Origin of the sequence: Streptomyces sp. NPDC001848 (assembly GCF_042891915.1) — a bacterium.
In the GTDB taxonomy this organism is placed as follows: domain Bacteria; phylum Actinomycetota; class Actinomycetes; order Streptomycetales; family Streptomycetaceae; genus Streptomyces.
This window is the reverse complement of the sequence record NZ_JBIATP010000003.1, coordinates 92,379-116,265: the sequence shown is the minus strand read 5'-3', so window position 1 is coordinate 116,265 and position 23,887 is coordinate 92,379. Positions and strand designations below refer to the sequence as shown.

17 protein-coding genes, 1 tRNA gene and 2 pseudogenes are annotated in these 23,887 nt (G+C 72.1%); 8 read left to right on the top strand and 12 right to left on the bottom strand.

What is annotated here, in order from left to right; all coding sequences use genetic code 11:
* Positions 1–117 precede the first annotated feature (117 nt).
* Positions 118–930 carry a maleylpyruvate isomerase family mycothiol-dependent enzyme gene (locus ACFYZJ_RS06675; RefSeq protein ID WP_388563584.1) on the bottom strand — a complete coding sequence of 271 codons (813 nt, stop codon included), beginning with the start codon at positions 928–930 and terminating at the stop codon, positions 118–120.
* Between the two features lie 201 nt (positions 931–1,131).
* On the opposite strand from ACFYZJ_RS06675, the gene ACFYZJ_RS06670 reads away from it, so the two are divergent.
* The 3 genes from ACFYZJ_RS06670 to ACFYZJ_RS06660 all read left to right on the top strand — a co-directional run bounded on the left by ACFYZJ_RS06670 (position 1,132) and on the right by ACFYZJ_RS06660 (position 3,355).
* On the top strand, positions 1,132–2,181 hold the full coding sequence (locus tag ACFYZJ_RS06670; protein WP_388563582.1) for a DNA topoisomerase IB: 1,050 nt from the start codon (positions 1,132–1,134) through the stop codon (positions 2,179–2,181).
* 124 nt (positions 2,182–2,305) lie between these two features.
* Entirely contained in the window at positions 2,306–2,680 is a 375-nt protein-coding gene (locus ACFYZJ_RS06665; protein ID WP_388563580.1) for a hypothetical protein, read from the top strand.
* A gap of 3 nt (positions 2,681–2,683) precedes the next feature.
* A complete protein-coding gene (locus ACFYZJ_RS06660; protein WP_388563578.1) occupies positions 2,684–3,355 on the top strand; it encodes a hypothetical protein in 672 nt (223 codons plus the stop codon).
* 51 nt (positions 3,356–3,406) lie between these two features.
* Here ACFYZJ_RS06660 and ACFYZJ_RS06655 read toward each other — a convergent pair whose 3' ends face one another.
* From ACFYZJ_RS06655 to ACFYZJ_RS06635, 5 genes are all read right to left on the bottom strand, one after another.
* Entirely contained in the window at positions 3,407–3,670 is a 264-nt protein-coding gene (locus ACFYZJ_RS06655; protein ID WP_388563576.1) for a hypothetical protein, read from the bottom strand.
* A 156-nt stretch (positions 3,671–3,826) separates the two neighbouring features.
* A complete protein-coding gene (locus tag ACFYZJ_RS06650) occupies positions 3,827–5,194 on the bottom strand; it encodes a GH1 family beta-glucosidase (RefSeq protein ID WP_388563574.1) in 1,368 nt (455 codons plus the stop codon).
* 29 nt (positions 5,195–5,223) lie between these two features.
* Entirely contained in the window at positions 5,224–6,078 is an 855-nt protein-coding gene (locus ACFYZJ_RS06645) for a carbohydrate ABC transporter permease (protein ID WP_388563572.1), read from the bottom strand.
* Positions 6,071–7,063 (bottom strand): carbohydrate ABC transporter permease, encoded by a 993-nt coding sequence (locus ACFYZJ_RS06640; protein WP_388563570.1) that lies wholly within the window; start codon positions 7,061–7,063, stop codon positions 6,071–6,073. The genes ACFYZJ_RS06645 and ACFYZJ_RS06640 overlap by 8 nt, the downstream gene beginning before the upstream one ends.
* A gap of 5 nt (positions 7,064–7,068) precedes the next feature.
* The gene (locus tag ACFYZJ_RS06635) at positions 7,069–8,385 is read right to left on the bottom strand and encodes an ABC transporter substrate-binding protein (RefSeq protein WP_388563568.1); all 1,317 of its coding nucleotides are present in this window, start codon (positions 8,383–8,385) and stop codon (positions 7,069–7,071) included.
* A 194-nt stretch (positions 8,386–8,579) separates the two neighbouring features.
* On the opposite strand from ACFYZJ_RS06635, the gene ACFYZJ_RS06630 reads away from it, so the two are divergent.
* Together ACFYZJ_RS06630 and ACFYZJ_RS06625 are read left to right on the top strand one after the other, a co-directional pair.
* Positions 8,580–9,893, top strand: a complete 1,314-nt coding sequence (locus ACFYZJ_RS06630; protein WP_388563566.1) for an ROK family protein — start codon at positions 8,580–8,582, stop codon at positions 9,891–9,893.
* A pseudogene (locus tag ACFYZJ_RS06625) lies at positions 9,805–10,899 on the top strand (DMT family transporter); the annotation flags it as partial. The gene ACFYZJ_RS06630 and the pseudogene ACFYZJ_RS06625, both read left to right, overlap by 89 nt.
* 281 nt (positions 10,900–11,180) lie before the next feature.
* Here ACFYZJ_RS06625 and ACFYZJ_RS06620 read toward each other — a convergent pair.
* From ACFYZJ_RS06620 to ACFYZJ_RS06610, 3 genes are all read right to left on the bottom strand, one after another.
* A complete protein-coding gene (locus tag ACFYZJ_RS06620) occupies positions 11,181–12,101 on the bottom strand; it encodes an MBL fold metallo-hydrolase (protein WP_388563564.1) in 921 nt (306 codons plus the stop codon).
* A gap of 76 nt (positions 12,102–12,177) precedes the next feature.
* The gene (locus ACFYZJ_RS06615) at positions 12,178–14,871 is read right to left on the bottom strand and encodes a SpoIIE family protein phosphatase (protein WP_388563562.1); all 2,694 of its coding nucleotides are present in this window, start codon (positions 14,869–14,871) and stop codon (positions 12,178–12,180) included.
* A gap of 160 nt (positions 14,872–15,031) precedes the next feature.
* Positions 15,032–15,250 (bottom strand): hypothetical protein, encoded by a 219-nt coding sequence (locus ACFYZJ_RS06610; RefSeq protein ID WP_388563560.1) that lies wholly within the window; start codon positions 15,248–15,250, stop codon positions 15,032–15,034.
* A 151-nt stretch (positions 15,251–15,401) separates the two neighbouring features.
* Here ACFYZJ_RS06610 and selA point away from each other — a divergent pair, with 151 nt between their 5' ends.
* Both selA and ACFYZJ_RS06600 read left to right on the top strand, forming a co-directional pair.
* A complete protein-coding gene (gene selA, locus ACFYZJ_RS06605; protein ID WP_388563558.1) occupies positions 15,402–16,784 on the top strand; it encodes an L-seryl-tRNA(Sec) selenium transferase in 1,383 nt (460 codons plus the stop codon).
* A gap of 5 nt (positions 16,785–16,789) precedes the next feature.
* Positions 16,790–18,538 (top strand): annotated as a pseudogene (locus ACFYZJ_RS06600) (SelB C-terminal domain-containing protein); the annotation flags it as partial.
* 35 nt (positions 18,539–18,573) lie between these two features.
* On the opposite strand, the gene ACFYZJ_RS06595 reads toward ACFYZJ_RS06600, so the two are convergent.
* Positions 18,574–18,666 (bottom strand) — tRNA-Sec (locus ACFYZJ_RS06595).
* A gap of 34 nt (positions 18,667–18,700) precedes the next feature.
* Here ACFYZJ_RS06595 and selD point away from each other — a divergent pair.
* The gene (selD, locus tag ACFYZJ_RS06590) at positions 18,701–19,708 is read left to right on the top strand and encodes a selenide, water dikinase SelD (protein WP_388563556.1); all 1,008 of its coding nucleotides are present in this window, start codon (positions 18,701–18,703) and stop codon (positions 19,706–19,708) included.
* Between the two features lie 16 nt (positions 19,709–19,724).
* On the opposite strand, the gene fdh is transcribed toward selD, so the two are convergent.
* Both fdh and ACFYZJ_RS06580 read right to left on the bottom strand, forming a co-directional pair.
* Positions 19,725–22,985 (bottom strand): formate dehydrogenase, encoded by a 3,261-nt coding sequence (gene fdh, locus ACFYZJ_RS06585; RefSeq protein WP_388563554.1) that lies wholly within the window; start codon positions 22,983–22,985, stop codon positions 19,725–19,727.
* Between the two features lie 5 nt (positions 22,986–22,990).
* Positions 22,991–23,806, bottom strand: coding sequence for a hemerythrin domain-containing protein (locus ACFYZJ_RS06580; RefSeq protein WP_388563552.1), 816 nt, complete (start codon positions 23,804–23,806; stop codon positions 22,991–22,993).
* Between the last annotated feature and the right edge of the window lie 81 nt (positions 23,807–23,887).

Sequence of the window (23,887 nt, the reverse complement as noted above, 5' to 3'; positions counted from 1 at the left end):
TGGCGTGGACGTACGGCGCGTCCACCCATCCGGCCCTGTGTGACCAGGGGCGCGTGGGTGATCGCGGTCAACTGGACGGCGACACCGTCGAGTTGAGTCCCGGATCGCCGACCCGGTTCAGAAGGCGGTGTGGGCGAACCAGCGGTCCAGTACCACGGTCTCTCCCGAGACGTCGAAGGCGGCCTCCTGGTACGACCGCCGCCCGTAGAGCAGCAGCAGAAGGTCCTCCGCCCGCCCCCGTACCGCCGCCCGCGCCTCGGCCGGCGCGGACCCGGCCGCTGCCGGTGGCAGCAGGCGGAAACCGTCAAGATCCAGTCGCACCCGCCACTCCTCGCCGCTTCCCCCGGCCAAGTCCGCGCACCGGAAGGCGATGACCTCCCCGTCGCCGTGCAGCTTGGTCACGGCCGGCGCGAAGAGACCCGCGTGCGGCAGGTTGACGAGGAACTCGTCCACACAGTCCGCCGCCAGTACCGGGTCGATCTCCGCCTCCCGGCCGACGGCCCGCTCCGCGTCCACCCGGTGCACCAGCGTTTCGCACAGCATCCGACGGGCCCAGAACCGCGCGTGCTGGTCCTCGCCCCAGGCCCACATCGCCGCCTGAGGATCCGCGGCCCGCAGCACCTCGCCCACTCCGGCTACGCCCGCCGCCACCCAGTCGGCGTACTCCTCCGCGTGCTCCGGCAGTCCGTACGCCACGTCACGCGTGCGTGGCGGCTCCTGCACCAGCCGGGTCAGCAGTGCGCAGAACCAGCGCTGCAGCGACCCGACGTGCCGGGCGAGTTCGGCCAGCGTCCAGTCGGGGCAGGAGGGCACGGGGGTCCCGGGGTCCACGCCCTTCACCACCTCGGCGAAACGGAGCGTCTCCCGCTCGATCGCCTGCCGGTAGGTGTCGTAGGGCAGAGGGTGCCCTGCCCGGCTGGTCGTCCCCATGTGCTGCCGCCTTCGTCTTCGCCGTCGGATTCCGCCGCGATCAGTGTGACGGCTGGAGTCCACTCGAAGACAAATCCGCGCGGTGCCCGGGCGAGTGACTGCCGGGTCCGGATGAGGGTACCGGTCAGGCCGTCAGGTGCCGGCAGCCGGAAGAGTCAGGAGGCCATCGCCTGCCGATCGAGCCGTGTGGAGGGTGATGAGGTGCGCCTGCGTCACAGTCGTCCCTGCGAACCGGGCTACACGCGCAGGCGCCGCGGTCGCGGGTTCCAGTATCTCGACGCCTCCGGGAGGGCTTTGACGGACGCGTCGGAAATCGAGCGGATCAAGGGGCTGGTCATCCCTCCGGCCTGGAAGGACGTGTGGATCTGCCGTCACCCTCACGGGCACCTCCAGGCCGTCGGCACCGATGCGGCAGGACGCCGCCAGTACCTCTACCACCCCCGGTTCCGGGCCCAGCAGGAGGAGAGCAAACACGAGCACGTCCTGGAGGTCGCCGACGCGCTGCCACGCCTGAGGGAAGCCGTGGAAGCACATCTCAGCCTGCGCGGACTGACCCGAAACCGTGTCCTCGCCACCGGCGCCCGCCTGCTCGACCTCGGCTTCTTCCGCGTGGGAAGCGAGCGCTACGCGGACATGAACAACTCCTACGGCCTGACCACGCTGCTGCGCCGGCACGCCAGGGCCTCGCGGGGACGCATCGTCTTCAGCTACCCGGCCAAACACGGCAAGGAGCTGATACAGGCCGTGGGGGACGAGGCCATACTCCGTGCGCTCACCTCCCTGCTACGGCGGCGAGGGGGAGGCGACCGGCTGCTGGCCTACCGGGAGCCGCCCGACTGGCACGAGGTCTCGGGTGACGACCTCAACACCTACCTGAAGGAAGTCAGCGGTGTGGCCATCACCGCGAAGGACTTCCGCACCTGGCACGCCACCGTTCTGGCCTCCGTCGCCCTGGGAGTCTCACAGCCCGCGGCCCGCAGCGAGACCGGGCGGCGCAGGGCGATCGCCCGTGCCGTCCGGGAGGTCGCCGACTACTTGGGCAACACGCCGGCAGTCTGCCGCGCCTCCTACATCAACCCCCGCGTGATCGAACTCTTCGAGGAGGGCACCACCCTCGCCGGGTGCCTGGACCGGCTGGGCGACGGGGCCGACTTCGGTGTGCCGGCGACGCAGGGAGCCATCGAGAAGGCCGTCATCCACATGATCAGGACCGGCCGCCCTCCCGTCGACCGTGGGGCGGCCCCGATCTAGTGCGACGCGACGCGGCCTCGTCCGCGGTCCGCGGTCCGGTGCCCGCTCCACGTGTTTTGTCGGGTGGGGCCCGGGTACTGCGGGCGGGGGTGCCGGACCGGGGTGCCGAACGGGAGGAGTCCCGATGAATCCGCTGTGCGTGGCCCGGGCCCAGGGCCTGTTCAATCTCGGCGGCGGCGGGTGGCCCCTGCTTCACCTGCGCAGCTTCGAGTGGGTCTTCGGCCCCAAGACGGAGCACTGGCTGCAACGGACGACGGCCGGCCTCCTCGCCACCAGCGGCTGGGCGCTGCTGCGCACTCCGTCCGGCTCCGGCGCCCTGGCCCAGGCACGCCGTACGGGCGTGGGCACGGCGGTGACGCTGCTGGCGATCGACCTGGTCTACGTGCCGCGGGGCCGGATCCGCCCCACCTACCTGCTGGACGCGGCGATGCAGGCCGGATGGCTGGCGGCCTGGTGGCGGTGCGGCCGTCTGGGCGGGCACCGCGGGAAGGAACGGTGACGTGTGCCGGGCACGACCGCCGCTGACGTCGGCCGGCGGCGCGACGGGCGCCTACGGCTGCGGTTCGATGGGTGGATCGCGGGGATCGGCACGTCGTCGGGTACGCGGGTGGTGCTGGGGTACTGGGTCCGGTCGCCGTTCGGTCCCTTCAGCGACGTGATGCTCGAACGGAAGGGCGGACACCGCGTCCTTCTGGCCCCGTCCGCGCAGACGGCGCGCTTCGTCGCCGGCACCTACCTCTTCGACGAGGTCCGGGTCGTACCGGTCGGGGTGGAGGTCGGCCGCGGGGAATGGACGGTGGCGGCTTCGCCGCTCGACCTGCGTTTCGTCACCGGCCGGCGGGGTCCCATGGGCCTGCTGCTCAGAGCCGTGCCCGGTCCGCTCGCCGCCCGACCGGCGTGGGCCGTGATGACGGCCCCGGCCGCCAGTGCGTTGCTGGGGGTGCGGACCCACGGCAGCGCGCGCGCCGGCCGGTACGAGTGGTACGGGGCGAAGGACCTGCGTCCTGTCATCGAGGCCCGAGCCGCCTACGAGGGCGAGGACCTCGGCTCCCTGGCACCGGTCGAACCCGCCGTGCGGTTCGGGTTCGGCTCGACGCCCCGCAGACCGTGTGTGGTGGGCGTCACCACCACGGTGGCCCTGGAGGGGAGCCGGCAGGCGGTTCCCGCACGGTGACCCGGCAGGCGGTTCCCGCACGGTGACCCGGCCGGGAGCCGCCCGGCCGGGTCACCTGCCGGTGGCGCCTTCGCCCGTCCCGTGCTCGTCGGTCCCGGTCTCCGGCTCCCGCCGGGTCCGTTCCTCCTTCTCGACCCCTTCCAGGGGCTTGCCCGCCGTGGTGCCGCGCTCGGTCTGGTAGCCCTCCTCGGCACTCGCCGTACCGGGCACCGTCCGCTCCCGCGCCTGGCTCTCCGCACCCGAGTGGGCGCCCGGCTCGCCAGGGTCACGCCCCCGTGCGTATCCGCTTCCGCGGTCGTCCTTGCGATCACTCATGTCCGTCCCTCCCGTCCCTGCGGTCGGTCTCGGGACCTCACCGGGTTCCCTCGGGGCACCGGCGGAAACTGCGCCGGGGCGCCTGCCGGGCCCGGACGTCCGCCCTGCTCGGGCAACCGTTCACGGGCCCGGCCGCGCCCACCGCGGCCGGGCGTCTCAGGCGGCCCTGCGGCCCCGGTCCCGGTGCGCGCGCACGATCTCCGCGTACCGGTGGCCGCTGCCCTTGATGGTGCGGACCTGGGTGCGGTAGTCGACGTGAACCAGGCCGAAGCGCTTGTCGTAGCCGTACGCCCACTCGAAGTTGTCCAGCAGTGACCAGGCGAAGTAGCCCGCCAGCGGCGCGCCCTTGCGGGACGCCGAGGCGCAGGCGGCGAGGTGGTTCACCAGGTAGTCCTGGCGCTCGGGGTCGTCCACCGTGCCGTCGGGGCGGACGACGTCCGGGAAGGCGGAACCGTTCTCGGTGACGTAGATCTTCCGGGCGCCGTACTCGTCGGTGAGGCGCAGCAGCAGGGTCTCCAGGCCGCTCGCGTCGATCTCCCAGTCCATGCCCGTGCGCTTCACGCCGGGACGGCGCACCGAACGGGTCCTCGGCACGGGACCGGCCGGGTCGTCGGCGACCGTGGCCGGCATGTAGTAGTTCAGGCCGAGCCAGTCCAGCGGTGCGGCGATCGTCTCCGGGTCGCCGGGCCGCTCGGGCAGGTCGACGCCGTACACCTCCCGCATGTCCGCGGGGAATCCGCGGCCGTGGACCGGGTCCAGCCACCAGCGGTTGACGTGACCGTCCATGCGACGCGCCGCGGCCTGGTCCTCGGGGCGGTCGGTGGCCGCGTGGACCGTGGAGAGGTTGTTGACGATGCCCACCTTGGCCCCGGGCGCGGCGGCGCGGATGGCCCGCACCGCCAGACCGTGTCCCAGGAGCAGGTGGTAGGAGGCGCGCACCGCCGCCGTCAGGTCGGTCAGGCCGGGGGCCATCCTGCCCTCCAGGTGGCCGATCCAGGCCGAGCACAGCGGCTCGTTGAGGGTGGCCCAGTGGGTGACGCGGTCGCCGAGGCGTTCGGCGACCGCGGAGGCGTACGCGGCGAAGTGCTCGGCGGTCGCGCGCTCGGGCCAGCCTCCCCGGTCCTGCAGCACCTGCGGCAGGTCCCAGTGGTAGAGGGTGACGGACGGGGTGATGCCCGCCTGGAGCAGGCCGTCGATCAACTCGTCGTAGAAGGCGAGACCCTTGGGGTTGACCGGTCCGTCGCCGCCCGGGACGACCCGCGGCCAGGCGATGGACAAGCGGTAGGCGTTGGTGCCGAGTCGCCGCATCAGGCCGATGTCCTCGCGCCAGCGGTGGTAGTGGTCGCAGGCGACGTCGCCGTGGTCGCCGCCCGCGGTCTTTCCCGGGGTGTGGGAGAAGGTGTCCCAGATCGACGGGGAGCGGCCGTCCTCGGTGACGGCTCCCTCGATCTGGTACGCCGATGTGGCCGTGCCCCACAGGAAGTCGTCCGGGAGCGCGGCGAGGTCGATGGTGTCAAAGGACACAGGAGTCCCTTCGTGTTCAGGGGTGTTGGTCACTTCACCGCTCCGGCGGTGAGCCCGGCGACGAGATAGCGCTGCAGCAGCAGGAAGCCGGCCACCACGGGCACGCTGACGACGAGCGAGGCGGCCATGATCTGGTTCCAGTACACGTCGTACTGCGTGGAGTAGCCCTGCAGGCCGACGGCGAGCGTGCGGGTGGTGTCGTTGGTCATGACGGAGGCGAAGAGCACCTCGCCCCAGGCGGTCATGAACGCGTAGACGGCGACGGCGACGATGCCGGGGATCGCGGCGGGCACGACGACCCGGAACAGCGCGCCGAGCGGTCCGCAGCCGTCGATCAGCGCCGCCTCGTCCAGGTCGCGCGGCACCGAGTCGAAGTACCCGATCAGCATCCAGATCGAGAACGGCAGCGAGAAGGTCAGATACGTCAGGATCAGCCCGCCGCGCGAGCCGAACAGGGCGATGCCGGTGGCGTTGCCGATGTTGACGTAGAGGAGGAACAGCGGCAGCAGGAAGAGGATGCCGGGGAACATCTGCGTGGACAGCACGGTGACCGTGAACACACGCCTGCCGCGGAAGCGGTGGCGGCTGACGGCGTACGCGGAGAACACCGCGACGACCACCGAGCAGACCGTCGCCGCACCCGCCACGATCAGGGAGTTGACGAAGTACCGTGCGAGCGGCACCGTCGACCAGATGTCGATGTAGGGCCGGATCGTCAGGCCGCTCGGCAGCCAGCGGAAGCCGCCCGTGACGTCCGCGAGCGGTTTCAGGGAGCTGGAGACCATGACGTAGACCGGCACCAGGACGAAGCCGGTCAGCAGGGTCAGGAAGATCCGCCTCGACCACAGGAACGAACGTGGCGGGGCCATCGGGGACCTATGCATCGGCGGACCTCCGTCCGCGTGAGGTGAGCGCCAGGTACACGCCCGTGACGACGAGCAGGAAGAGCAGCAGCAGGACGGACATGGCGGAACCGGTGCCGAAGTTCCAGGTGACGAAGGATGCCTGGTAGATGTGGACCGAGATGAGGTCCGCGGCCTGCGGGGCGGCCCTGCCGAACAGCACGTACGGCGTGTTGAAGTCGTTGAAGGTCCACAGGAACAGCACCAGGATCAGCACCTGGTTGACGGGGCGCAGCGACGGCAGGGTGATGCGGCGGATCTGCTGCCACGTCCCGGCACCGTCCAGGGCGGCCGCCTCGTACAGCTCCCGCGGCACGGTCTGCAGCCCGGCCATGACGATGAGGAAGGCGAACGGCCACCCCTTCCACACCGACACCGTCAGCAGGGCGACGAAGCTGTTGTCGCCGATCAGCCAGAACGAGGGCTTGCCGGTGAGGTGCAGCTGGTCGTGCAGGACGTGGTTCACCAGGCCGTTGTCGTGCTGGAACATGAACACCCAGGTGATCACGGCGGCGTAGACCGGCAGCGCGTACGGCACCAGGAACAGGGCGCGCAGCAGGCCCCGGCCGCGGAAGGCGTCCTGCATGCAGATCGCGGCCGCCGTGCCGATGAGCCAGCACAGGCCGACCGACAGCAGGGTGAAGCCGACGGTGACCAGGAAGGAGTGGAGCAGGGCCGCACCGACGGGCGCGTCGAAGTCCACCGACATGCGGTAGTTGCCGAGGCCGGACCAGGGGGCGGTGCCCCAGTCGCGGATGTAGAACTGCGTGAGCTCCTTGAAGCTCATCACGATGCCGATCACCATCGGCACCAGATGCACCAGGAGTTCGAGCAGCAGGGCGGGCAGGAGCAGCAGGTACGGCAGGGATGCGCGGCGGATCCGCCCCGCGCGGCGGCGGTGGCCGCGCGCCGCACCGGCGGAGTCCTCCCGCACCGTCGGCCTGCCGGCGTCCACGGTGGTCGTCATCGTGCTCACTTCGCCGGCATCTGCTGCTGGGCCTTCTGAAGCTTCGCCTTCACCGAGTCGGTGGTCACCGCCTGTCCGGCCGCGGCGTCGGCGAACAGCTCCTTGACGGCCGTACCGACCGTCGTCTCGAACTGGGACTCGTCGGCCACCTGCGGCAGCGCGGCGGCACTGGTGGCGAGGGTGTTCTTCAGGACCGCGTTGGCGGGCGTGCTGAACGCCGGGTCCGCCTGGGCGGCCTTGACCGGCGGGATGGAGCTGTAGGCCTTGTTGAGGATCTTCTGCTCGGCATCGCTCGTCATGAACTTCACGAACTTCGTCGCACCGTCGAGGTTGTGGCTGTTCTTGAAGACCGCCAGGTTGATGCCGGCGACCATCGAGTCGACCTGGGTGCCGGTCCCCGGGGCGCCGGACTGCACGGGCACCGGGGCGATCCCGTAGGCGTCCTCGCTCATGCCCTGGGACTTGAGGTTGGCGGACGCCGACTGCCACAGCAGCATCGCCGTCCTGCCCTTGGCGAAGTCGCTCACCGACTGGTTCTGCGCGTACTCGGCGTTGCCCTGCGGGATGACCTTGTCCTTGGCCATCAGGTCGACGTACTGCTTCACCGCGGCGACCGCGCCGTCGTTCGCGAAGTCCGGCTTGCCGTCGGCGGTGAAGAAGTCGGCGCCGTGCTGCTTGGCGAAGACGAAGACGTGGTGGATGTTCTCCGAGACGTTGGAGCCCTCGGCGCCGAGTACCTGCTTGCCCTCGGCCTGGATCTTCTTCCCGTCGGCGATCAGCTCGTCCCAGGTGGCCGGGGGCTTGGCCAGCCCCGCGTCGGCGAAGATCTTCTTGTTGTAGTACAGCGCGTACGCCATCGAGTACAGGGGTACGGCCGCCGGGTCCTTGCCCTGGGCGCCGGTCGAGCCGAGCGCGGAGTCGACGAAGCGGTCCCTGCCGCCGATCTTCGCGAAGTTCTTCGCGTCCCACGGCAGCAGTGCGCCGGTGGCCTGCAGGGAGGCGCTCCAGGTGTTGCCGATGTTGAGGACGTCGGGGCCCTGGCCGGAGGTGGTCGCGGTGAGGATCCGGTTCAGCAGGTCCGACCAGGGCACCACCTCCAGCTTCACCTTGATCCCGGTCTGCTTCTCGAACTTGTCGAGTTCGGGCCCGAGGACCTGCTTGTCGACCTCCAGGCTCGCGCCCTGGTTGGAGGCCCAGTAGGTGAGCGTCTTCGGCGAGGTGTCGGACCCACCGCCCGTCGACGAACCGCCTCCGCAGGCCGAGGCGGCGAGAGCGAGAGACAGGGTGACGGCGCCTGTGGCCGCGGCTCGGATGCTGCGCATGGCTCCTGGTGTCCCTTTCCGGGAGTCGAGAACCCGAGGATGGCCCCGGAGCGGACACGCGGTTCGACATCCGAAGCACCTCATGGCTTAATTCAGAGCGTGAGTTAAGCCTCGCGAAAAACAGGCGTCAAGAGATCCGGCAGAACTGACCGCGGAGGTATCTTGCGGGCAGGGACGCAGAACGAGGGGGTCAAGTGGCAACGCGCAACGGCCGGACGGTCCGTGACCTGCGACGTGAGAACCGCGCCACGGTGCTGCGGCGGCTGTTCTTCGACGGGCCGATGAGCCGCAACTCCCTCGGCCCGGCGACCGGTCTGAGTTCGGGCTCTGTCAGCAACGTGGTCGCCGAACTGCTCGCCGACGGACTCCTGGAGGAGGCCGGCAGCGTGGAGTCCGACGGCGGCCGTCCCCGCACTCTGTTGCGTGTCGCCCCGGGCAGCGGCCACATGGTCGGCGTGGACGTCGGCGAGACCCGGGTGCGCGTGGAGCTGTTCGATCTCTCCCTGGCCGAACTCGCCCGCGCCGAACGGCCGTTGGCCGCCCGAGGCACCGGGCGCCGGGGCCCGTACGACGACGAGCTGATCGCCGGCCACATCCGTGACGGCCTGGCCGAGGTCATGGACGCCGCAAAGGTCACCCCCGACGCCCTGCTCGGTGTCGGCATCGGCGTGCCCGGCATAGTCGAGCGGTCCGACGAGGGTGCGGTGGTGCACGGCCAGACCATCGGCTGGGACGCCGTCCCGCTGGAGCGGATGCTGCGCGCCTCGGGCCGGCTCCCCGAGGACGTGCCCTACTTCATCGACAACGGCGCGAGGACGCTGGGGCAGGCCGAGATGTGGTTCGGCGCCGGGCGCGGCGCACGCAACGCGGTCGTCGTGCTCTTCGGCTCGGGCGTCGGCGCCTGCGTCGTCACCGACGAGGTCGAGCGCGGCCGGGCCGTCGAGTGGGGACACCTCACGGTGCGGGTGCGGGGCCGCCGGTGCCGCTGCGGGGCGCTGGGCTGCCTGGAGGCGTACGCGGGGGCGGAGGCACTCCTGGAGCGCTGGCAGGAGGCGGGAGGGCGACCGCCGCAGGGGGTCGACGAGGAGACCGCGCTGACCACGATGCTGGCGGCGGCGTATCCGGTGGACGGCGGCGAGCCGGACCCGGTGGCCACGGCGGTCCTGGCCGAGACGGCGGAGTACCTGGGCGCCGGGCTGTCCGACCTGATCAATCTCTTCCAGCCCGAGCGCATCCTCATCGGCGGCTGGGCGGGCCTTCAACTCGGCTCCCGTTTCCTGGAGTCGGTGCGCGCCCACGCGCTGTCCTACGCGCTGCGGTACCCCGCCGGACGCGTCGGCATCGAACTCGGGAAACTCGGCCCGGACGCCGTCACCGTGGGCGCCGCGATCCTGCCGCTCGCCGACTTCTTCACCCGCGGTGGCCGCCGCTCCCAGCCGCCCGCACCGGTCGCCCCGTCGGATCGGTCCCCGGCGTGGCGTACGACGCTGGGCGGCCGGCTGGCGTGATGCGGGCGCTCCGCGAAAAGCCCGACTCGCGCCGATCAGCGCCGACCGCGCGTCCCGGGCGGCGGCCCCGCGGTTGCGGGTCACCGCTCAACGCCGTGGACTGAGTGCGTGGGGCGCCCGCAGCCCCGCCGACCCGGTGTGGAGGAGTCATGATCGTCGCTGCGGGGGCGGTGGCACCAGGAGGCGGCGGGCCGTGCTGAGTGTGGCGCTCGCCGTCCTGGCGGCGATCGCGAACGCCCTGGCCTCCGTGCTGCAGCGCAAGGCCGCACGGGACCGCCCGGAGAGCGAGAGCCTGAGCTGGCGGCTCGTACGGCACCTGTTGCACCGGCCGGTGTGGTTCGCCGGCGTCCTCTCGATCATCGCCGGATTCCTCCTGCAGGCCACGGCGCTGGGCAACGGCCAGATCTCCGTGGTCCAGCCGCTGCTGGTGATGGAACTGCCCGCCACCCTGCTGCTGGCGTCGCTGGTGTTCGGCAGCCGGCTGGGCGTCCGGGAATGGGGGGCGTCGATCATGATGGCCGCCGGTCTCGCGGCGCTGCTGTACTCCCTGTCCCCCTCGCCCGGCTCCACCGCACACGCGACCGCGGTGAGGTGGGCGTTCGCCTCGGGAGTGAACGTGCTCCTGGTCGCCGCCATGGTGGTGTGGGCCCGTCTCACCGGTCCCGGAGCCCGCAAGGCGGCGCTCCTGGGCGTGGCGACCGGGTGCGGTTTCGGGTTCACCGCCGCGCTGATCAAGGGCATGACGGACAGGTTCACTCACGGCATCGGCGCGCTCTTCACCAGTTGGCAGCTCTACGCCATGATCGTGGCCGGCGCCGGCGCGATGTTCCTGCTGCAGTCCGCGATGCACGCCGGGCGGCTGCTCGCCAGCCAGCCCGGGTTGACCATGTCCGACCCGGTCGTCTCCATCCTGTGGGGCATCTTCGTCTTCGGCGAAGCGGTCCGGGGCGGCGTCTACACCGCCTTGTCGGTGGCGGCGGCGGCCGTCGTCGCCACCGCCGTGACGCTGCTCACCCGCTCTCCCCTTCTCGCCGGTCGGACCGGACGAGGAGAACAGGGAGAGGCCGGCACGGAGTCGGACTGGTTAGTGCCGCGGCAGGCAACGTTCGCCCCGTCGCGACGCCCGGTACGCTCCCCCAAGCTCTTCGAGCAGGGGGTACCCCCGGAGCACGCACCGGACGCCGCGATGCGCCGTCCTCCGGCTGGACCACGGCCATGTGACGACAGGGCCTGGTGTCCCAAGCCGGCGATCTTCCGGTGGGCCCCGCCGCCCTCCCCGTGCCCGCGTCATGCGAGGTCGGCGAAGGGATCGCTCGGTTGCCAGGCGGTGGGCAGGACGACGTCGACGGTGTCACGGCGTGCCAGGGGCAGCAGTCGGCTCATGGTCGTGTCGAGGTCGTCGAACAGGTAGGGCATGGGCCGCAACGGGCGCTTGAGACCGGTGAAGAAGTCATCCCAGTGGACGAGGACGACGCGACGGGCTCCGGTGGCGATGACCACCTCGTCCCAGTACGTCTCGAGGAAGGCGGCGGGCTGCTTGCCCAGGCTGCCGATGCCCAGGTAGACGACGTCGGCGCGGTGACCGCGCAGCGCGCCCGGCCGATGGTTGGCGCTGGCGTGCAGCAGCAGACGGCCGCGGGGATGGGCGACCAGGACCGAGTAGACGGTGCCGGTCCTCCAGGCACTGGCGCGAGCGGGCGGGACGAGGGGGCGGTCGACGCTCCCCGGATAGTGGTCGCCGGGACTGTGCAGGGAGGTCAGGAAGGTGAGGTCGAAGCTGCCGTAGGTGAGGCTGTCACCGTCCTCGACGACCCGCAGCGACCGTGCGGGGACCCCCTGACCGCGCCCGAGGTTCGCGGTGGACCACGACCCGACCAGCTCGGCACCGGTTTCCAGGGCCCACAGCGGGGCGTCGAGGGCGTGGTCGTAGTGGGAGTGCGCGCACACCACGGCGGCGAGGGCGTCCACGCCCAGCCGCTCGATGGCCTCCCGGACCAGCGTCCGGTCGGGCGCGATGCGGCCCAGAGCCACGCGCAGCAGGCGCGGCCGGGTCACGAACCCGTCCATGAGGAGGCGCGTCTCACCGTCCGACAGCAGGACGGAGCTGGTGCCGAGGAAGTGGGCGGTCAGTGCGCCCCGCGGGGGTGCGGCACGCTGCAGGTACGGCAGATGGGGCCGCAGGCTCGGGCGGCCGAACGGTGTCTTCACCCGGTCATCCTCGGGCGTGTGCCGTCCCTGATGCCAGTGCGGTCGGGCAACAGGTGCCGCGGCACCGGACCCGCTCTCACAGGGCGGCGTCGCCGAACTGTTCCAGGAGGACGTCGGTCGGCGTCCGGTCCGTTGCGGCGGAGGCGCCTTCGTGAAGGGCCATTTCCGCCCAGATGACCTTTCCCCGGGCTGTGTAGCGCGTCCCCCACCGCTGGGCGAACTGCGCCACCAGGAACAGTCCCCGTCCGCCTTCGTCCGTGGTCGCCGCCCGCCGCAGCCGCGGCGAGGTGCTGCTGCCGTCCGCCACCTCGCAGATCAGGCAGCGCCCGTACAGCAGCCGCACGGACACCGGTGGTGACCCGTACCGAATCGCGTTGGTGACCAGCTCGCTGATGATCAGCTCCGTGGTGAACCCGGTCTCCTCCAGCCCCCACTCCCGCAACTTGTCCCTGCACTGTGTCCGGACCGAGGACACGACCGCCGGGTCCGACGGCACGCCCCACTCGGCCACGCACGAGCGCGGGAGCAGCCGGGTACGCGCCACCAGCAGGGCGATGTCGTCGGCGGGGGACGTCGGCCCCAACGCATCGATCACCGCCTGGCACGCCTCCTCCGGAGTGCGTCCTGCGCCCCCGCCCAACGCCCGGCGCAGCCGGTCCAGGCCGACGTCGATGTCACGGGCGCGTTCCTCCACCAGACCGTCGGTGTAGAGCACCAGTTGGGAACCCTCGCTCAAGCGCAGCTCGGCGGTTTCGAAGGGGTAACCGCCCAGGCCGAGCGGTGCCGACGCCGGCACGCCGGGACAGGTGACGGTTCCGTCCGGACGCACCACCACCGGTTCGGGGTGCCCGGCCCGGGCCACCGTGCACGCGCCCGTCACGGGGTCGTAGATCGCGTACAGACAGGTCGCTCCCGTCACCCTCTCGCCTTCGTGGCCGTCGGCGGCCCCGGCGGCGTCCTCCTCGTCGTCCATGCGGGCGACCAGGTCGTCCAGGTTCCCCAGCACCTCGTCCACCGGGAGATCGAGCGTGGAGAAGTTGTGGACCGCGGTGCGCAGCCGCCCCATCGTCGCCGCCGCGTGCAGTCCGTGACCGACGACGTCACCCATCGCCAGCGCCACACGTGCGCCCGGCAGCGGGATGACGTCGAACCAGTCGCCGCCCACCCCCGTCGCCGCCGGCAGATACCGCCAGGCCACCTCCAGCGCGTCCTGCTCCGGGTGCCCCCGCGGCAGCAGACTGCGCTGCAGCGTCACCGCCATCGCGTGCTCCCGGGTGAACCGCCGGGCGTTGTCGATGGCCACCGCCGCCCGCGCGGCCAGCTCCTCCGCGAAGGACAGGTCGTCCGGCTCGAACGCGGGGGAGTCCGTCATCCGGTAGAAGTTCACCACGCCGAGCGGCACGTTCCGCGCTCGCAGCGGCATGGTCACCAGCGAGTGCAGCCCGAGTTCGAGCGACTTGCGGGCGCGTTGCGGGTCCTGCGCGCGCCAGCCGTGCGCGTGCCACAGGTCCGGCTCCACCATCCCCCGACCCTGCTGGAGCGCGTGCATCTGCGGGGTTCCCGGCGAGAACGTGATCATCTCGCCCACCCGGTACACCGGTATCACCTGCCGGTCCCCGCTGATCGCCGTACGCCGCAGATGCCGCCACCCCTCCGCCGTCGGCTCCCAACCGCGCAGCACGGCATCCAACAGATCGACGGTGACGACGTCGGCGAACTGCGGCACCGCCACGTCCGCCAGCTCCTGCGCCGTACGCCCCACATCGAGCGTCGTCCCGATCCGCAACCCCGCCTCGTAGAGGAGCTTCAGCCGCTCCCGCGCCACCTCCGCCCGCCCCGAGACCGCCGCCAGCTCCGTGGTGTCCCGCAGCGTCACCACGCTGCCTCCCGGGTCCCCGTGCGGAAACGTGGGCCGCTTGTTCACGGCCAGCAGCCGGTCCTGCGCGAGATACACCTCGTCGGTCACCACGTCAGGCGAGATCAGCAGCCGCGTGATCTGCTCCGGCAGGCCGAGCTCGCGCACCGGTCGCCCCTGCGCCTCCTCCGGCAGGCCCAGCAGCCGCCTCGCCTCGTCGTTGGCCAGCAGCAGCCGTCCGTCGGGGGTGGTGATGAGCACCCCTTCCCGCACCGCGTGCAGCACCGCGTCGTGGTGCTCGTACAGCCGCGCCAGCTCCACCGGAGCCAGACCGTGTGTCTGCCGCAGCAGCCGCCGGGACGCCAGCGTGGTCCCCGTCGCGGCCAGTGCGAGCGTCGCCGCGCCGGTACCGAGGATGATCGGCAGCTGCGGCATCCACAGGCGCGACACGTTCTTGACCGTGATCCCGGCCGACACCAGGCCGACGACCCTGCCGTGCGAGTCGTTCACCGGGACCACGGCCTGCACGTCCGTCCCCCTGCCGGCGGGAACGGGCGGCCCACCGGCCTGTTCGATGACGGTATGGCCATGCAGCGCCGGCTTTATCGTCCCGACGAACTTCTTCCCGATCTCCTTCGGGTAGGGGTACGTGTAACGAATGCCCTTGGTGTTCATGACCACGACGAAGTCCACGCCCGCCTTCTTGCGCGCCACCTCCGCCCGCGGCTGCAGGACCGCCGTCGGGTCCCGGCTGCGCAGCGCCTGGGCCACACCGGGCGCGTTCGCGAACGACTGGGCCGCGACGACCGACACGCGGCGCCCCTGCTGCAGCGCGTCCCGCGCCGCCTGGAGCACCACAGTCGCCATCGCGGCCACGACCAGCAGCACCACGATCACGATCTCAAGGAGGAACACCTGCCCGGCCGCGCTGTGCGGGTTCAGCAGGGAACTGCGACGCTCACGCGCGCGTCCGGTGGGCGGGGGCCGCGTCTGGGGTCCGGTCTCGTCCGAAACGTACCCTCATGTTCCCTTCATAGCACCGCGGTGCGTACCAGGAACGACTGATCTGCAGCGGTCAGCGCTCTCTCTCCCACACCTCCGGACCGCCGCCGTGCCACTCGATCAAGGGCGACTCGGCCACGTCCACCTCGTCCACGCCCTCCAGCCCGGCGTGCTGCAGGAAGACCGTCAAGTCGTGCAGGGAATAGGCGGTGCCGAGGATCTCGCCGTCCGCGCGCACACGCCGGCCGCCGTTCTCGCTCGGCGGGTACACGATCACGCGATGCTCGGCCATGGCACCAGCCTCGCCCCCGGGCGCGGAGCGCGCATGCCGGGCTACTCCGCACCACCCCCGGCCCGGTTCTCCCGGCGTGTCGAGCGGGCCGCCGTGGGCACTGGGAGACGATGGGTTTTCCTCGGACACGGGCCGGAGAGGCAGGGGCCGTATGGAGCAGCGGGGCAGACCGCGGGAGGCCGGCGACGGGACCGGGGTGGTCGCGTCCGGCGTCGGACACGCGCCCCGGGAGAGGGGTGCCGTCGACGCGCGACGGCGCATTCCCCGCACCGACACCCTGCTGAGCGATCCGCGCCTGGCGGACGCGGTGGGCCGGCTGGGACCGCGCGTGGTGAAGGCGGCGGTGCGGCGGGCGCAGGAGCAGGCGCGTGACGGCGGCATCCCGCCGGAGCGGGTGCGGGACGCGGCCCTCGCCCTGCTCCCGGGCACTTCGGGCGGCCTCCGGCCGGTGATCAACGCCACCGGCGTCGTGCTGCACACCAACCTCGGCCGGGCGTCTCTGTCCGCGGCGGCCCGGCAGGCGGTGCTGGAGGCCGCCGGGCCCACGGACGTCGAACTGGACCTGCGCACCGGCGTCCGGGCCCGCCGCGGGCGCACGGCTCTGAAGGCGCTGTGCGACCGGGTGCCGTCCGCCGCCGCGGCGCACGTCGTCAACAACGGTGCCGCCGCGCTGGTCCTGGTCGCCACCGCGCTCGCCGCCGGCAAGGAGATCGTCATCAGCCGGGGGGAGATGGTGGAGATCGGCGACGGTTTCCGGCTCCCGGACCTCCTGGTCTCCACCGGGGCCCGGCTCCGTGAGGTGGGCACCACCAACCGCACGATCGCCGCGGACTACGCCGCCGCGATCGGACCCCAGACGGGGTTCGTGCTGAAGGTGCACCCCTCGAACTTCCGCGTCACCGGCTTCACCCGCGCCGCCGATGTCGGTGAACTGGCGCCGCTGGGCGTCCCGGTGGTCTCCGACATCGGCTCCGGACTGCTCGCCCCCCACCCGCTGCTCCCCGACGAGCCCGACGCCGAGACCCAGTTGCGGGCGGGCGCCTCACTTGTCACCGCGAGCGGCGACAAACTGCTCGGCGGCCCGCAGTGCGGACTGCTCCTCGGCGACGGGGAGTTGGTCCGCGCGGTCTCCCGGCACCCCCTGGCCCGCGCCCTGCGCGTGGACAAGCTGACCCTTGCCGCCCTTCACGCCACCCTCACCGGCCCGCGGACCCCGACCGCCGCCGCCCTGGCCGCCGAGCCCGAACAGCTGATGGCGCGCGCCGATCGGCTCACCGAGGCGCTGAGCGCCGACGGCATCGACGTGCACGCCGTCGAGAGCGCGGCGACCGTGGGAGGCGGGGGCGCGCCCGGCGTGACGCTGCCCAGCGCCGCCCTGTCCCTGCCCGAGTCGTACGCCGCCGCGCTGCGCACCAGCCGCGTCCCCGTGGTCGGGCGTCTGGAGGCGGGGCGCTGTCTGCTCGACCTGCGGGCGGTGCCACCGGAGGACGACGAGCGGCTGGCCGAGGCCGTGCGCTCTGCGGCGGGGAGGTAGGGGACATGCGGGTGCTGGCCACCGCCGGGCACGTCGACCACGGCAAGTCCGCCCTGGTGCGGGCGTTGACCGGGATGGAACCCGACCGCTTCGAGGAGGAGCGGCGCAGGGGGCTCACCCTCGACCTCGGTTTCGTGTGGACCCGGCTGGGCGCGGACGGGGAGCACCTTGCCTTCGTGGACGTGCCGGGACACGAGAGGTTCGTCGCCACCATGCTGGCCGGGGTCGGACCCGTGCCCGCCGTGCTGTTCGTCGTGGCCGCCGACCAGGGCTGGCAGCCCCAGTCCGAGGAGCACCTGGCGATCCTCGACGCGCTCGGGGTACGGCACGCCGTGCTCGCGGTGACCCGCAGCGACCTGGCCGACCCCGGGCCCGTGCGCGCCGACGCCGTGAAGCGCCTGGCCGCCACCTCCCTGGGCACGGTGCCGTCCGTGGCGGTCAGCGCGGTGACCGGCGCCGGACTGGACGAACTGCGCGCGGAACTGACCCGGTTGGCGCGATCGCTGCCGGTGCCGCCGGCGGACGCGGACGTGCGACTGTGGCTGGACCGCGCCTTCACCATACGCGGTCACGGCACCGTGGTGACCGGCACGCTCGGCGCGGGCACCCTGCGCGCCGGTGACCGGCTGGTGACGGGCGACGGCGCGACCCCGCTGAAGGTGCGGGGGCTGCAGTGCCTGCACGAGGAACGGTCCGCCGTCAGCGGCGTGGCGCGGGTCGCGGTCAATGTGCACGGCTCCGTGGACGGTGTCCTGCGGCGCGGGCAGGTGCTGCTGACACCGGACCGCTGGCTGCTCACCGGCCTGGTGGACGTGCGTGTCACCGGCGAACCGGTCGCCGACCTGCCCCGCACGGTGACCCTCCACATCGGTACGGCCGCCGTCCCGGCGACGGTCCGCCCGCTGGGCGAGGACACCGCCCGGCTGACCCTGCACCGCGCGCTGCCCCTGCGCGTCGGGGACCGGGCCGTGCTGCGGGAGCCGGGCGGGCAGCGCACGCCGTGCGGGGTGACCGTGCTCGACGTACGCCCCCCGCGACTGGCCCGGCGGGGCGCGGGACGGGCCAGAGCGGGGGAGCTGGCCGCCATGACCGGCCGCCCGGACGGCCCCGGGGAGCTGCGGCGCCGACGGCTCGTCCGCCGCTCGGAGTTGCTGGCGATGGGAGTGCCGCCGCCCACCGCGCCGGTCGCCGGGGAGTGGCTGGCCGACGACGCCCACTGGGCGGGGCTGCGGGAACGTCTGGTTGTCGAGGTGCAGCGGTACGCCGAGGAGCACCCACTGGAACCGGGCCTGCCCACCGAGGCGGCCCGGCGCCTGCTCGGCCTGCCCGACCGGACGTTGGTGGACGCGCTCGCCGGGTCCCCGGGCCGGTCCCGACTCCTGTGCCGCAACGGCCGGTTGTACAGCCCTCGCAGCGTCCGGCCGACACTGCCGCCGCCCCTCCAGGCCGCCGTCGACGCCGTACGAAGCGAGCTGACGCGGACGCCGTTCCGCGCGCCGGAGGCCGACCGGCTGAAGGAACTCGGGCTCACCCGCAAGGCGGTGGCCGCCGCCGTCTCGGCGGGTGCGCTGCTGGCGGTGGCCGACGGCATCGTGCTCCTTCCGGGAGCGGACGCCCGGGCCGCCGCCGTACTGCGCGGGCTGCCCCAGCCGTTCACGCTCAGCGAGGCCCGCCGCGCCCTGGACACCACGCGCAGGGTGGCCGTGCCGCTTCTGGAACTGCTGGACGCCCAGGGACACACCGAGCGGGTGGACGACCAGCACCGACGCTGTCGGCCCGCGTCGGACAACGGAGGCGGACGGGAATCGAACCCGCCTGCCCGAGATCCTCGGGCACCTCGGTTTTGAAGACCGGGAGGGCCACCAGGCACCCACACGCCTCCACCGCACGCCAGGCTAGTGCCCCAGGAGACAGGTATGACACCGACCCGCCAGGCAACCGTCCGCCTCACGCAGTTCGCCCATGGCGGCGGCTGCGCCTGCAAGATCCCGCCCGGCGAGCTGGAGGAGGTGGTCGCGGGGCTGACCGCGCCACCGCTCGCCGGGGGCGACACCCCGCTGCTGGTCGGCCTCGCCACCGGTGACGACGCGGCCGTGGTCACCCACCGGGGAACGGCGATCGTCTGCACGGCCGACTTCTTCACCCCGGTCGTGGACGACCCCTACGACTGGGGGCGCATCGCCGCCGCCAACGCCCTGTCCGACGTGTACGCGATGGGCGGCCGGCCCGTGCTCGCCGTGAACCTCCTGGCCTGGCCGCGCGACCGGCTCCCGTTCGACCTGGCCCGCGAGGTGCTGCGCGGCGGACTGGACATCGCCACCGAGGCCGGCTGCCACGTCGGCGGCGGGCACAGCGTGGACGACCCGGAACCCAAGTACGGCATGGCCGTCACCGGTGTCGCCGACCCCGAGCGGCTGCTGCGCAACGACACCGGCCGGCCGGGACTGCCGCTGTCGCTGACCAAGCCGCTCGGCCTGGGTGTGCTGAACAACCGTCACAAGACGACCGGCGAGCGCTTCGAGCAGGCCGTCGCCACGATGGTGACCCTCAACCGCGACGCGGCCGCCGCCGCCCTGGACGCCGGCGCGACCTGTGCCACCGACGTGACCGGCTTCGGCCTGCTCGGCCATCTGCACAAGCTGGCGCGGGCGTCGGGTGTGACCGCCGTGGTCGACACCTCCGTCGTGCCCTACCTCGACGGTGCCCGCGAGGCCGTACGGGAGGGTTACGTCAGTGGCGGCACCCGGCGCAACCTCGACTGGGTCACCCCGCACACCGACTTCGGGGACACGGACGCCGACACCCGGCTGCTGCTGGCCGACGCGCAGACCTCCGGCGGCCTGCTCGTCGCCGGGGAGGTACCCGGCGCGCCGGTGATCGGGGAGCTCGTGCCGCGCGGCGCGCACTCGGTGGTGCTGAAGTGAGCGTCCACGGCGGTGGTCAGACCTCCGTACCGGTCTGGTCGTCGATGCCCGCCCGGGCCCGGTAGGCACGCACCAGCTCGACGGCCGCCGGGCCCCTGGGACGGCGCCCGGGCCGGATGTCGACGGCGAACGCCTTCGTCTCCTGGATGTGGGTGTTGGGGTCGAGGGACATGTGCAGCAGCTCGTTGGCCGCGTCGCCCGTGGTGTAGCCGTTCGGTCCCCAGTGGTAGGGCAGACCGACCTGGTGCAGGGTGCGGCCGTGCACGGTCAGCGGCGGCACCCGGTCGGTCACCAGCACCCGCGCCTCGATGACGTTCCGGGCGCTGACGATCGTCGCCCAGCCGGTGTGCTCCAGACCGCGCTCGGCGGCGAGTTCGGGTGACACCTCGCAGAAGAACTCCGGCTGGAGTTCGGCCAGGTAGGGCTGCCAGCGGGACATGCCGCCCGCGGTGTGGTGCTCGGTGAGCCGGTAGGTGGTGGCGACGTAGGGGAACACGTCCGTACCCGGCTCGTCGCCGCTGGGCTGGTAGCGGTTGTCCGGGTGCGTCGGCAGCAACTGCCGTACCGGGTTGCGCTGCTGGGGGTACAGCAGGTTGGTGAAGGGCGAGTCCTGCGGCTCGTAGTGGGTGGGCAGCGGCCCGTCGGTGAGCCCGGACGGCACGAACAGCCAGGCCTTGCCGTCGGCCTGCATGATGAACGCGTCGGTGCCCGACAACGCCTCGGCGCCCGTGGCGTCCGGCGGTGGCTGGTGGTGCGGCGACTTGTTGTTCGCGAAATCCGGGATGTCGTGGCCCACCCACAGCGCCTTGTCCTCGTCCCACCACACCAGTGCCTTGCGCTCGCTCCACGGCTTGCCGTCCGGGTCGGCGGAGGCCCGGTTGTACAGGATGCGGCGGTTGGCGGGCCAGGCCCAGCCCCACTCGTTCGCCACCCAGTTCTGCTGCTTGCCCGGCTTTCGGCGCGCCGCCTGGTTCACGCCGTCGGCGTACACCCCGCAGTAGATCCAGCAGCCGCAGGCGGTGGAGCCGTCGTCGTTCAGCTGCTCGTAGGAGGCCAGCGGGTTGCCCTCGGCGTCGTAGCCGTTGATCTCCGCGAGGACGGCCTCCGCCTCGGGTTCGGCGTGCTCGCCCTTGGTGGGGTAGTTCCAGGTCAGGTCGAGCACCGGGCGGTCCATCTCGTCGGCCGACCCGGCGAGCTTCTCCCGGATGATGCGGCCGAGGTGGTACGTGAACCACAGGTCGCTGCGCGCCTCGCCGGGCGGTTCGACGGCCTGGTGGTGCCACTGCAGCAGACGCTGGGTGTTGGTGAAGGTGCCGTCCTTCTCGGTGTGCGCGGCGGCCGGCAGGAAGAACACCTCGGTGCGGATGTCCTCCGTGCGCAGCTCATGCGTCTCGATCTCCGGACCGTCCTTCCACCAGGTGGCCGACTCGATCAGGGAGAAGTCGCGGACGACGAGCCAGTCCAGGTTGGCCATGCCGAGGCGCTGCATCTTGGAGTTCGCCGAGCCGACAGCCGGGTTCTCGCCCATCAGGAAGTAGCCCTTGCAGGTTCCCTCCAGCTGGGCCATCACCGTCTCGTAGGTGGAGTGGGAGCCCGTCAGGCGCGGCAGGTGGTCGAAGCAGAAGTCGTTGTCGGGGGTGGCGGCATCGCCCCAGTACGCCTTGAGCAGACTCACCAGGTAGGAGCGCATGTTGCCCCAGTAGCCCTTGTGCGCCGCCTCCGCCTCGATGAAGGCGTCGAGGTCCTGGTTGTGGTGCGCGTGCGGCATCGGGATGTAGCCGGGCAGCAGGTTGAACAGGGTCGGGATGTCGGTGGAACCCTGGATGGAGGCGTGCCCGCGCAGGGCGAGGATGCCTCCACCCGGCCGGCCGATGTTGCCGAGCAGGCTCTGCAGCACGGCGGCCGCACGGATGTACTGGACACCGACGGTGTGCTGGGTCCAGCCGACCGCGTAGGCGACGGCGGTGGTCCGCTCGCGCCCGGAGTTCTCCGTCACCAGTTCGCACACCTGGCGGAACAGGTCCTGCGGCACCCCGCAGATCCGCTCGACCATCTCCGGCGTGTAGCGGGCGTAGTGGCGCTTGAGCACCTGGAAGACACAGCGCGGGTGGGTCAGTGTCTCGTCGCGCTCGGGCTCACCCTCCGGGATCACGGCGCCACCCGCACCGTGGGCCTCACCGCGCGCCGCCTCCGACACCGAGCGGCCGCCACGGGTGCGCTCCTCGTACTCCTGGTCACGTTCGCCCGAGGCCGCCTGGATCTCCGTGCCCTCGTACTGCCAGCTGCTGTTGTCGTAGCTGCGGTTGTCGGCGTCCAGGCCCGAGAAGACGCCGTCGAGGTCCTCGGTGTCCCGGAAGTCCTCCCGCAGCACCACCGGAGCGTTGGTGTACGCCACGATGTAGTCGCGGAAGTACTTCTCGCGCTGCAGGACGTAGTTGATGATCCCGCCGAGGAAGGCGATGTCCGAACCCGCGCGCAGCGGCACGTGGAGATCGGCCAGCGCACTGGTGCGGGTGAACCGCGGGTCGACGTGGATCACCTTCGCTCCACGGGCCTTGGCCTCCATCACCCACTGGAACCCGACCGGATGGCACTCGGCCATGTTCGAGCCCTGGATGACGATGCAGTCGGAGTTCTGCAGGTCCTGCTGGAAGGTGGTCGCGCCGCCGCGGCCGAACGAGGTTCCCAGACCGGGAACGGTGGAGGAGTGTCAAACTCGTGCCTGGTTCTCGATCTGGATCGCTCCCAGGGCCGTGAACAGCTTTTTGATCAGGTAGTTCTCTTCGTTGTCGAGGGTGGCCCCGCCGAGGCTCGCGATGCCGAGCGTGCGCCGGGTGCGGGTGCCGTCGACCTCCCACTGCCAGCCGGCCCGCCGCGCCGCGATCACCCGGTCGGCGATCATGTCCATCGCCGTGTCGAGGTCCAGACGCTCCCACTCGGTGCCGTACGGGCGCCGGTACAGCACGTGGTGCTCCCGGGCGCCGCCGGTGGTCAGCTGAAGGCTCGCCGCGCCCTTGGGGCACAGCCGGCCGCGGGAGATGGGGGAGTCGGGATCGCCCTCGATCTGCGTGACCCGCCCGTCCTGGACGTAGACGTTCTGGCCGCAGCCCACGGCGCAGTACGGACACACCGACTTCACCACCCGGTCGGCGGTGGCGACCCGGGGAGTCAGCCGCGCGCTGGTGCCACTCTTGGCGGCGGCCCCGCGGCCCAGCGGGTCGGTGCCCTTGAGCTGACGGTAGACCGGCCAGGAGTCGATCCATGTGCGTACGCCCATGGGCTCTACTCCTCCCGCTCTGTTCCTCGTCGTACGGGCTTCCAGGCCCGGACGACGCCGGACCCCAGACGCTCGCGGTCCTCCTCGGGCAGATTCTCCCGTAGCCGGGCGAAGACGGCATCCTCGAACGCGACGTGCCGGCGCAGTCGGGCCACGAGTTGCTCGACCAGGTCGTCGAACTCCTCGGTGTCCGGGGACGCCTCGCTCAGGGCCGTGAGGGTCGCGGCGCCCTCCCGCTCCTGCTGCAGTCCCTGATCCGCAAGCTGGTCCCCGTCGTCGAGCGCGTCCCGTACGGCGGGCCAGAGGTGGCGCTGCTCGGCCGGCTCGTGACTCTCCAGCGCATCGGCGATCAGGCCGACGAGGGACCCCCTGCGCGACCGCTGCGCCGTCGAGCCGCCCTTCTTGGCGCCCGGCAGTGCCTGCACCTGCTTCAGCAGGGCCGTCACCCGGTCGTGGTCGCGGGTCAGCACCGTGGTCAGCTCATGGACGTCACCGGGGGCACGCTCGCCTTCCGGGCGCGGATCCCGCTGCTCGGCGGCCCGCCTCATCTGGCGGTCGGCGGCGGCCCGGTCCTTGACCCACCGACGTACCGCCTCCTTGCCGGTGGGGTTCTGCGTCGGCGGGTTGGACAGGTGCTGGGTGGACTCCTGGGGCATACCCGGGCGGTGCTGCTCCGCCGTGGTGAGGGTGTCGCCGCCGTCCGCGGGCAGCCCCGTCGCGATCAGGAAGGCCTGCCCCGAGGGTATGCCGAGCCGTCGGCCGGCCTCCTCGTGGTCGAGGCCGTCCGAGAGCAGCTCCCACACCTGGCTCCGGCTGGGCATGACGCTCACTCTCCTTCCGGCCCGGCTGGTCCTGGGTACCCGTCGCACGGCCGGGGAAACGGCCGTCCTGTCGGAGGCGGA

Excerpts from the sequence above, each read along its gene's own strand:
- ACFYZJ_RS06655 (WP_388563576.1), bottom strand. The coding sequence starts at position 3,670 with ATGAGTGATCGCAAGGACGACCGCGGAAGCGGATACGCACGGGGGCGT.
- ACFYZJ_RS06580 (WP_388563552.1), bottom strand. The coding sequence starts at position 23,806 with ATGCCCAGCCGGAGCCAGGTGTGGGAGCTGCTCTCGGACGGCCTCGAC.
- ACFYZJ_RS06675 (WP_388563584.1), bottom strand. The coding sequence starts at position 930 with ATGGGGACGACCAGCCGGGCAGGGCACCCTCTGCCCTACGACACCTAC.
- selD (WP_388563556.1), top strand. The coding sequence starts at position 18,701 with ATGACACCGACCCGCCAGGCAACCGTCCGCCTCACGCAGTTCGCCCAT.
- ACFYZJ_RS06610 (WP_388563560.1), bottom strand. The coding sequence starts at position 15,250 with ATGGCCGAGCATCGCGTGATCGTGTACCCGCCGAGCGAGAACGGCGGC.
- ACFYZJ_RS06635 (WP_388563568.1), bottom strand. The coding sequence starts at position 8,385 with ATGCGCAGCATCCGAGCCGCGGCCACAGGCGCCGTCACCCTGTCTCTC.
- ACFYZJ_RS06665 (WP_388563580.1), top strand. The coding sequence starts at position 2,306 with ATGAATCCGCTGTGCGTGGCCCGGGCCCAGGGCCTGTTCAATCTCGGC.
- selA (WP_388563558.1), top strand. The coding sequence starts at position 15,402 with ATGGAGCAGCGGGGCAGACCGCGGGAGGCCGGCGACGGGACCGGGGTG.
- ACFYZJ_RS06645 (WP_388563572.1), bottom strand. The coding sequence starts at position 6,078 with ATGCATAGGTCCCCGATGGCCCCGCCACGTTCGTTCCTGTGGTCGAGG.
- ACFYZJ_RS06640 (WP_388563570.1), bottom strand. The coding sequence starts at position 7,063 with ATGACGACCACCGTGGACGCCGGCAGGCCGACGGTGCGGGAGGACTCC.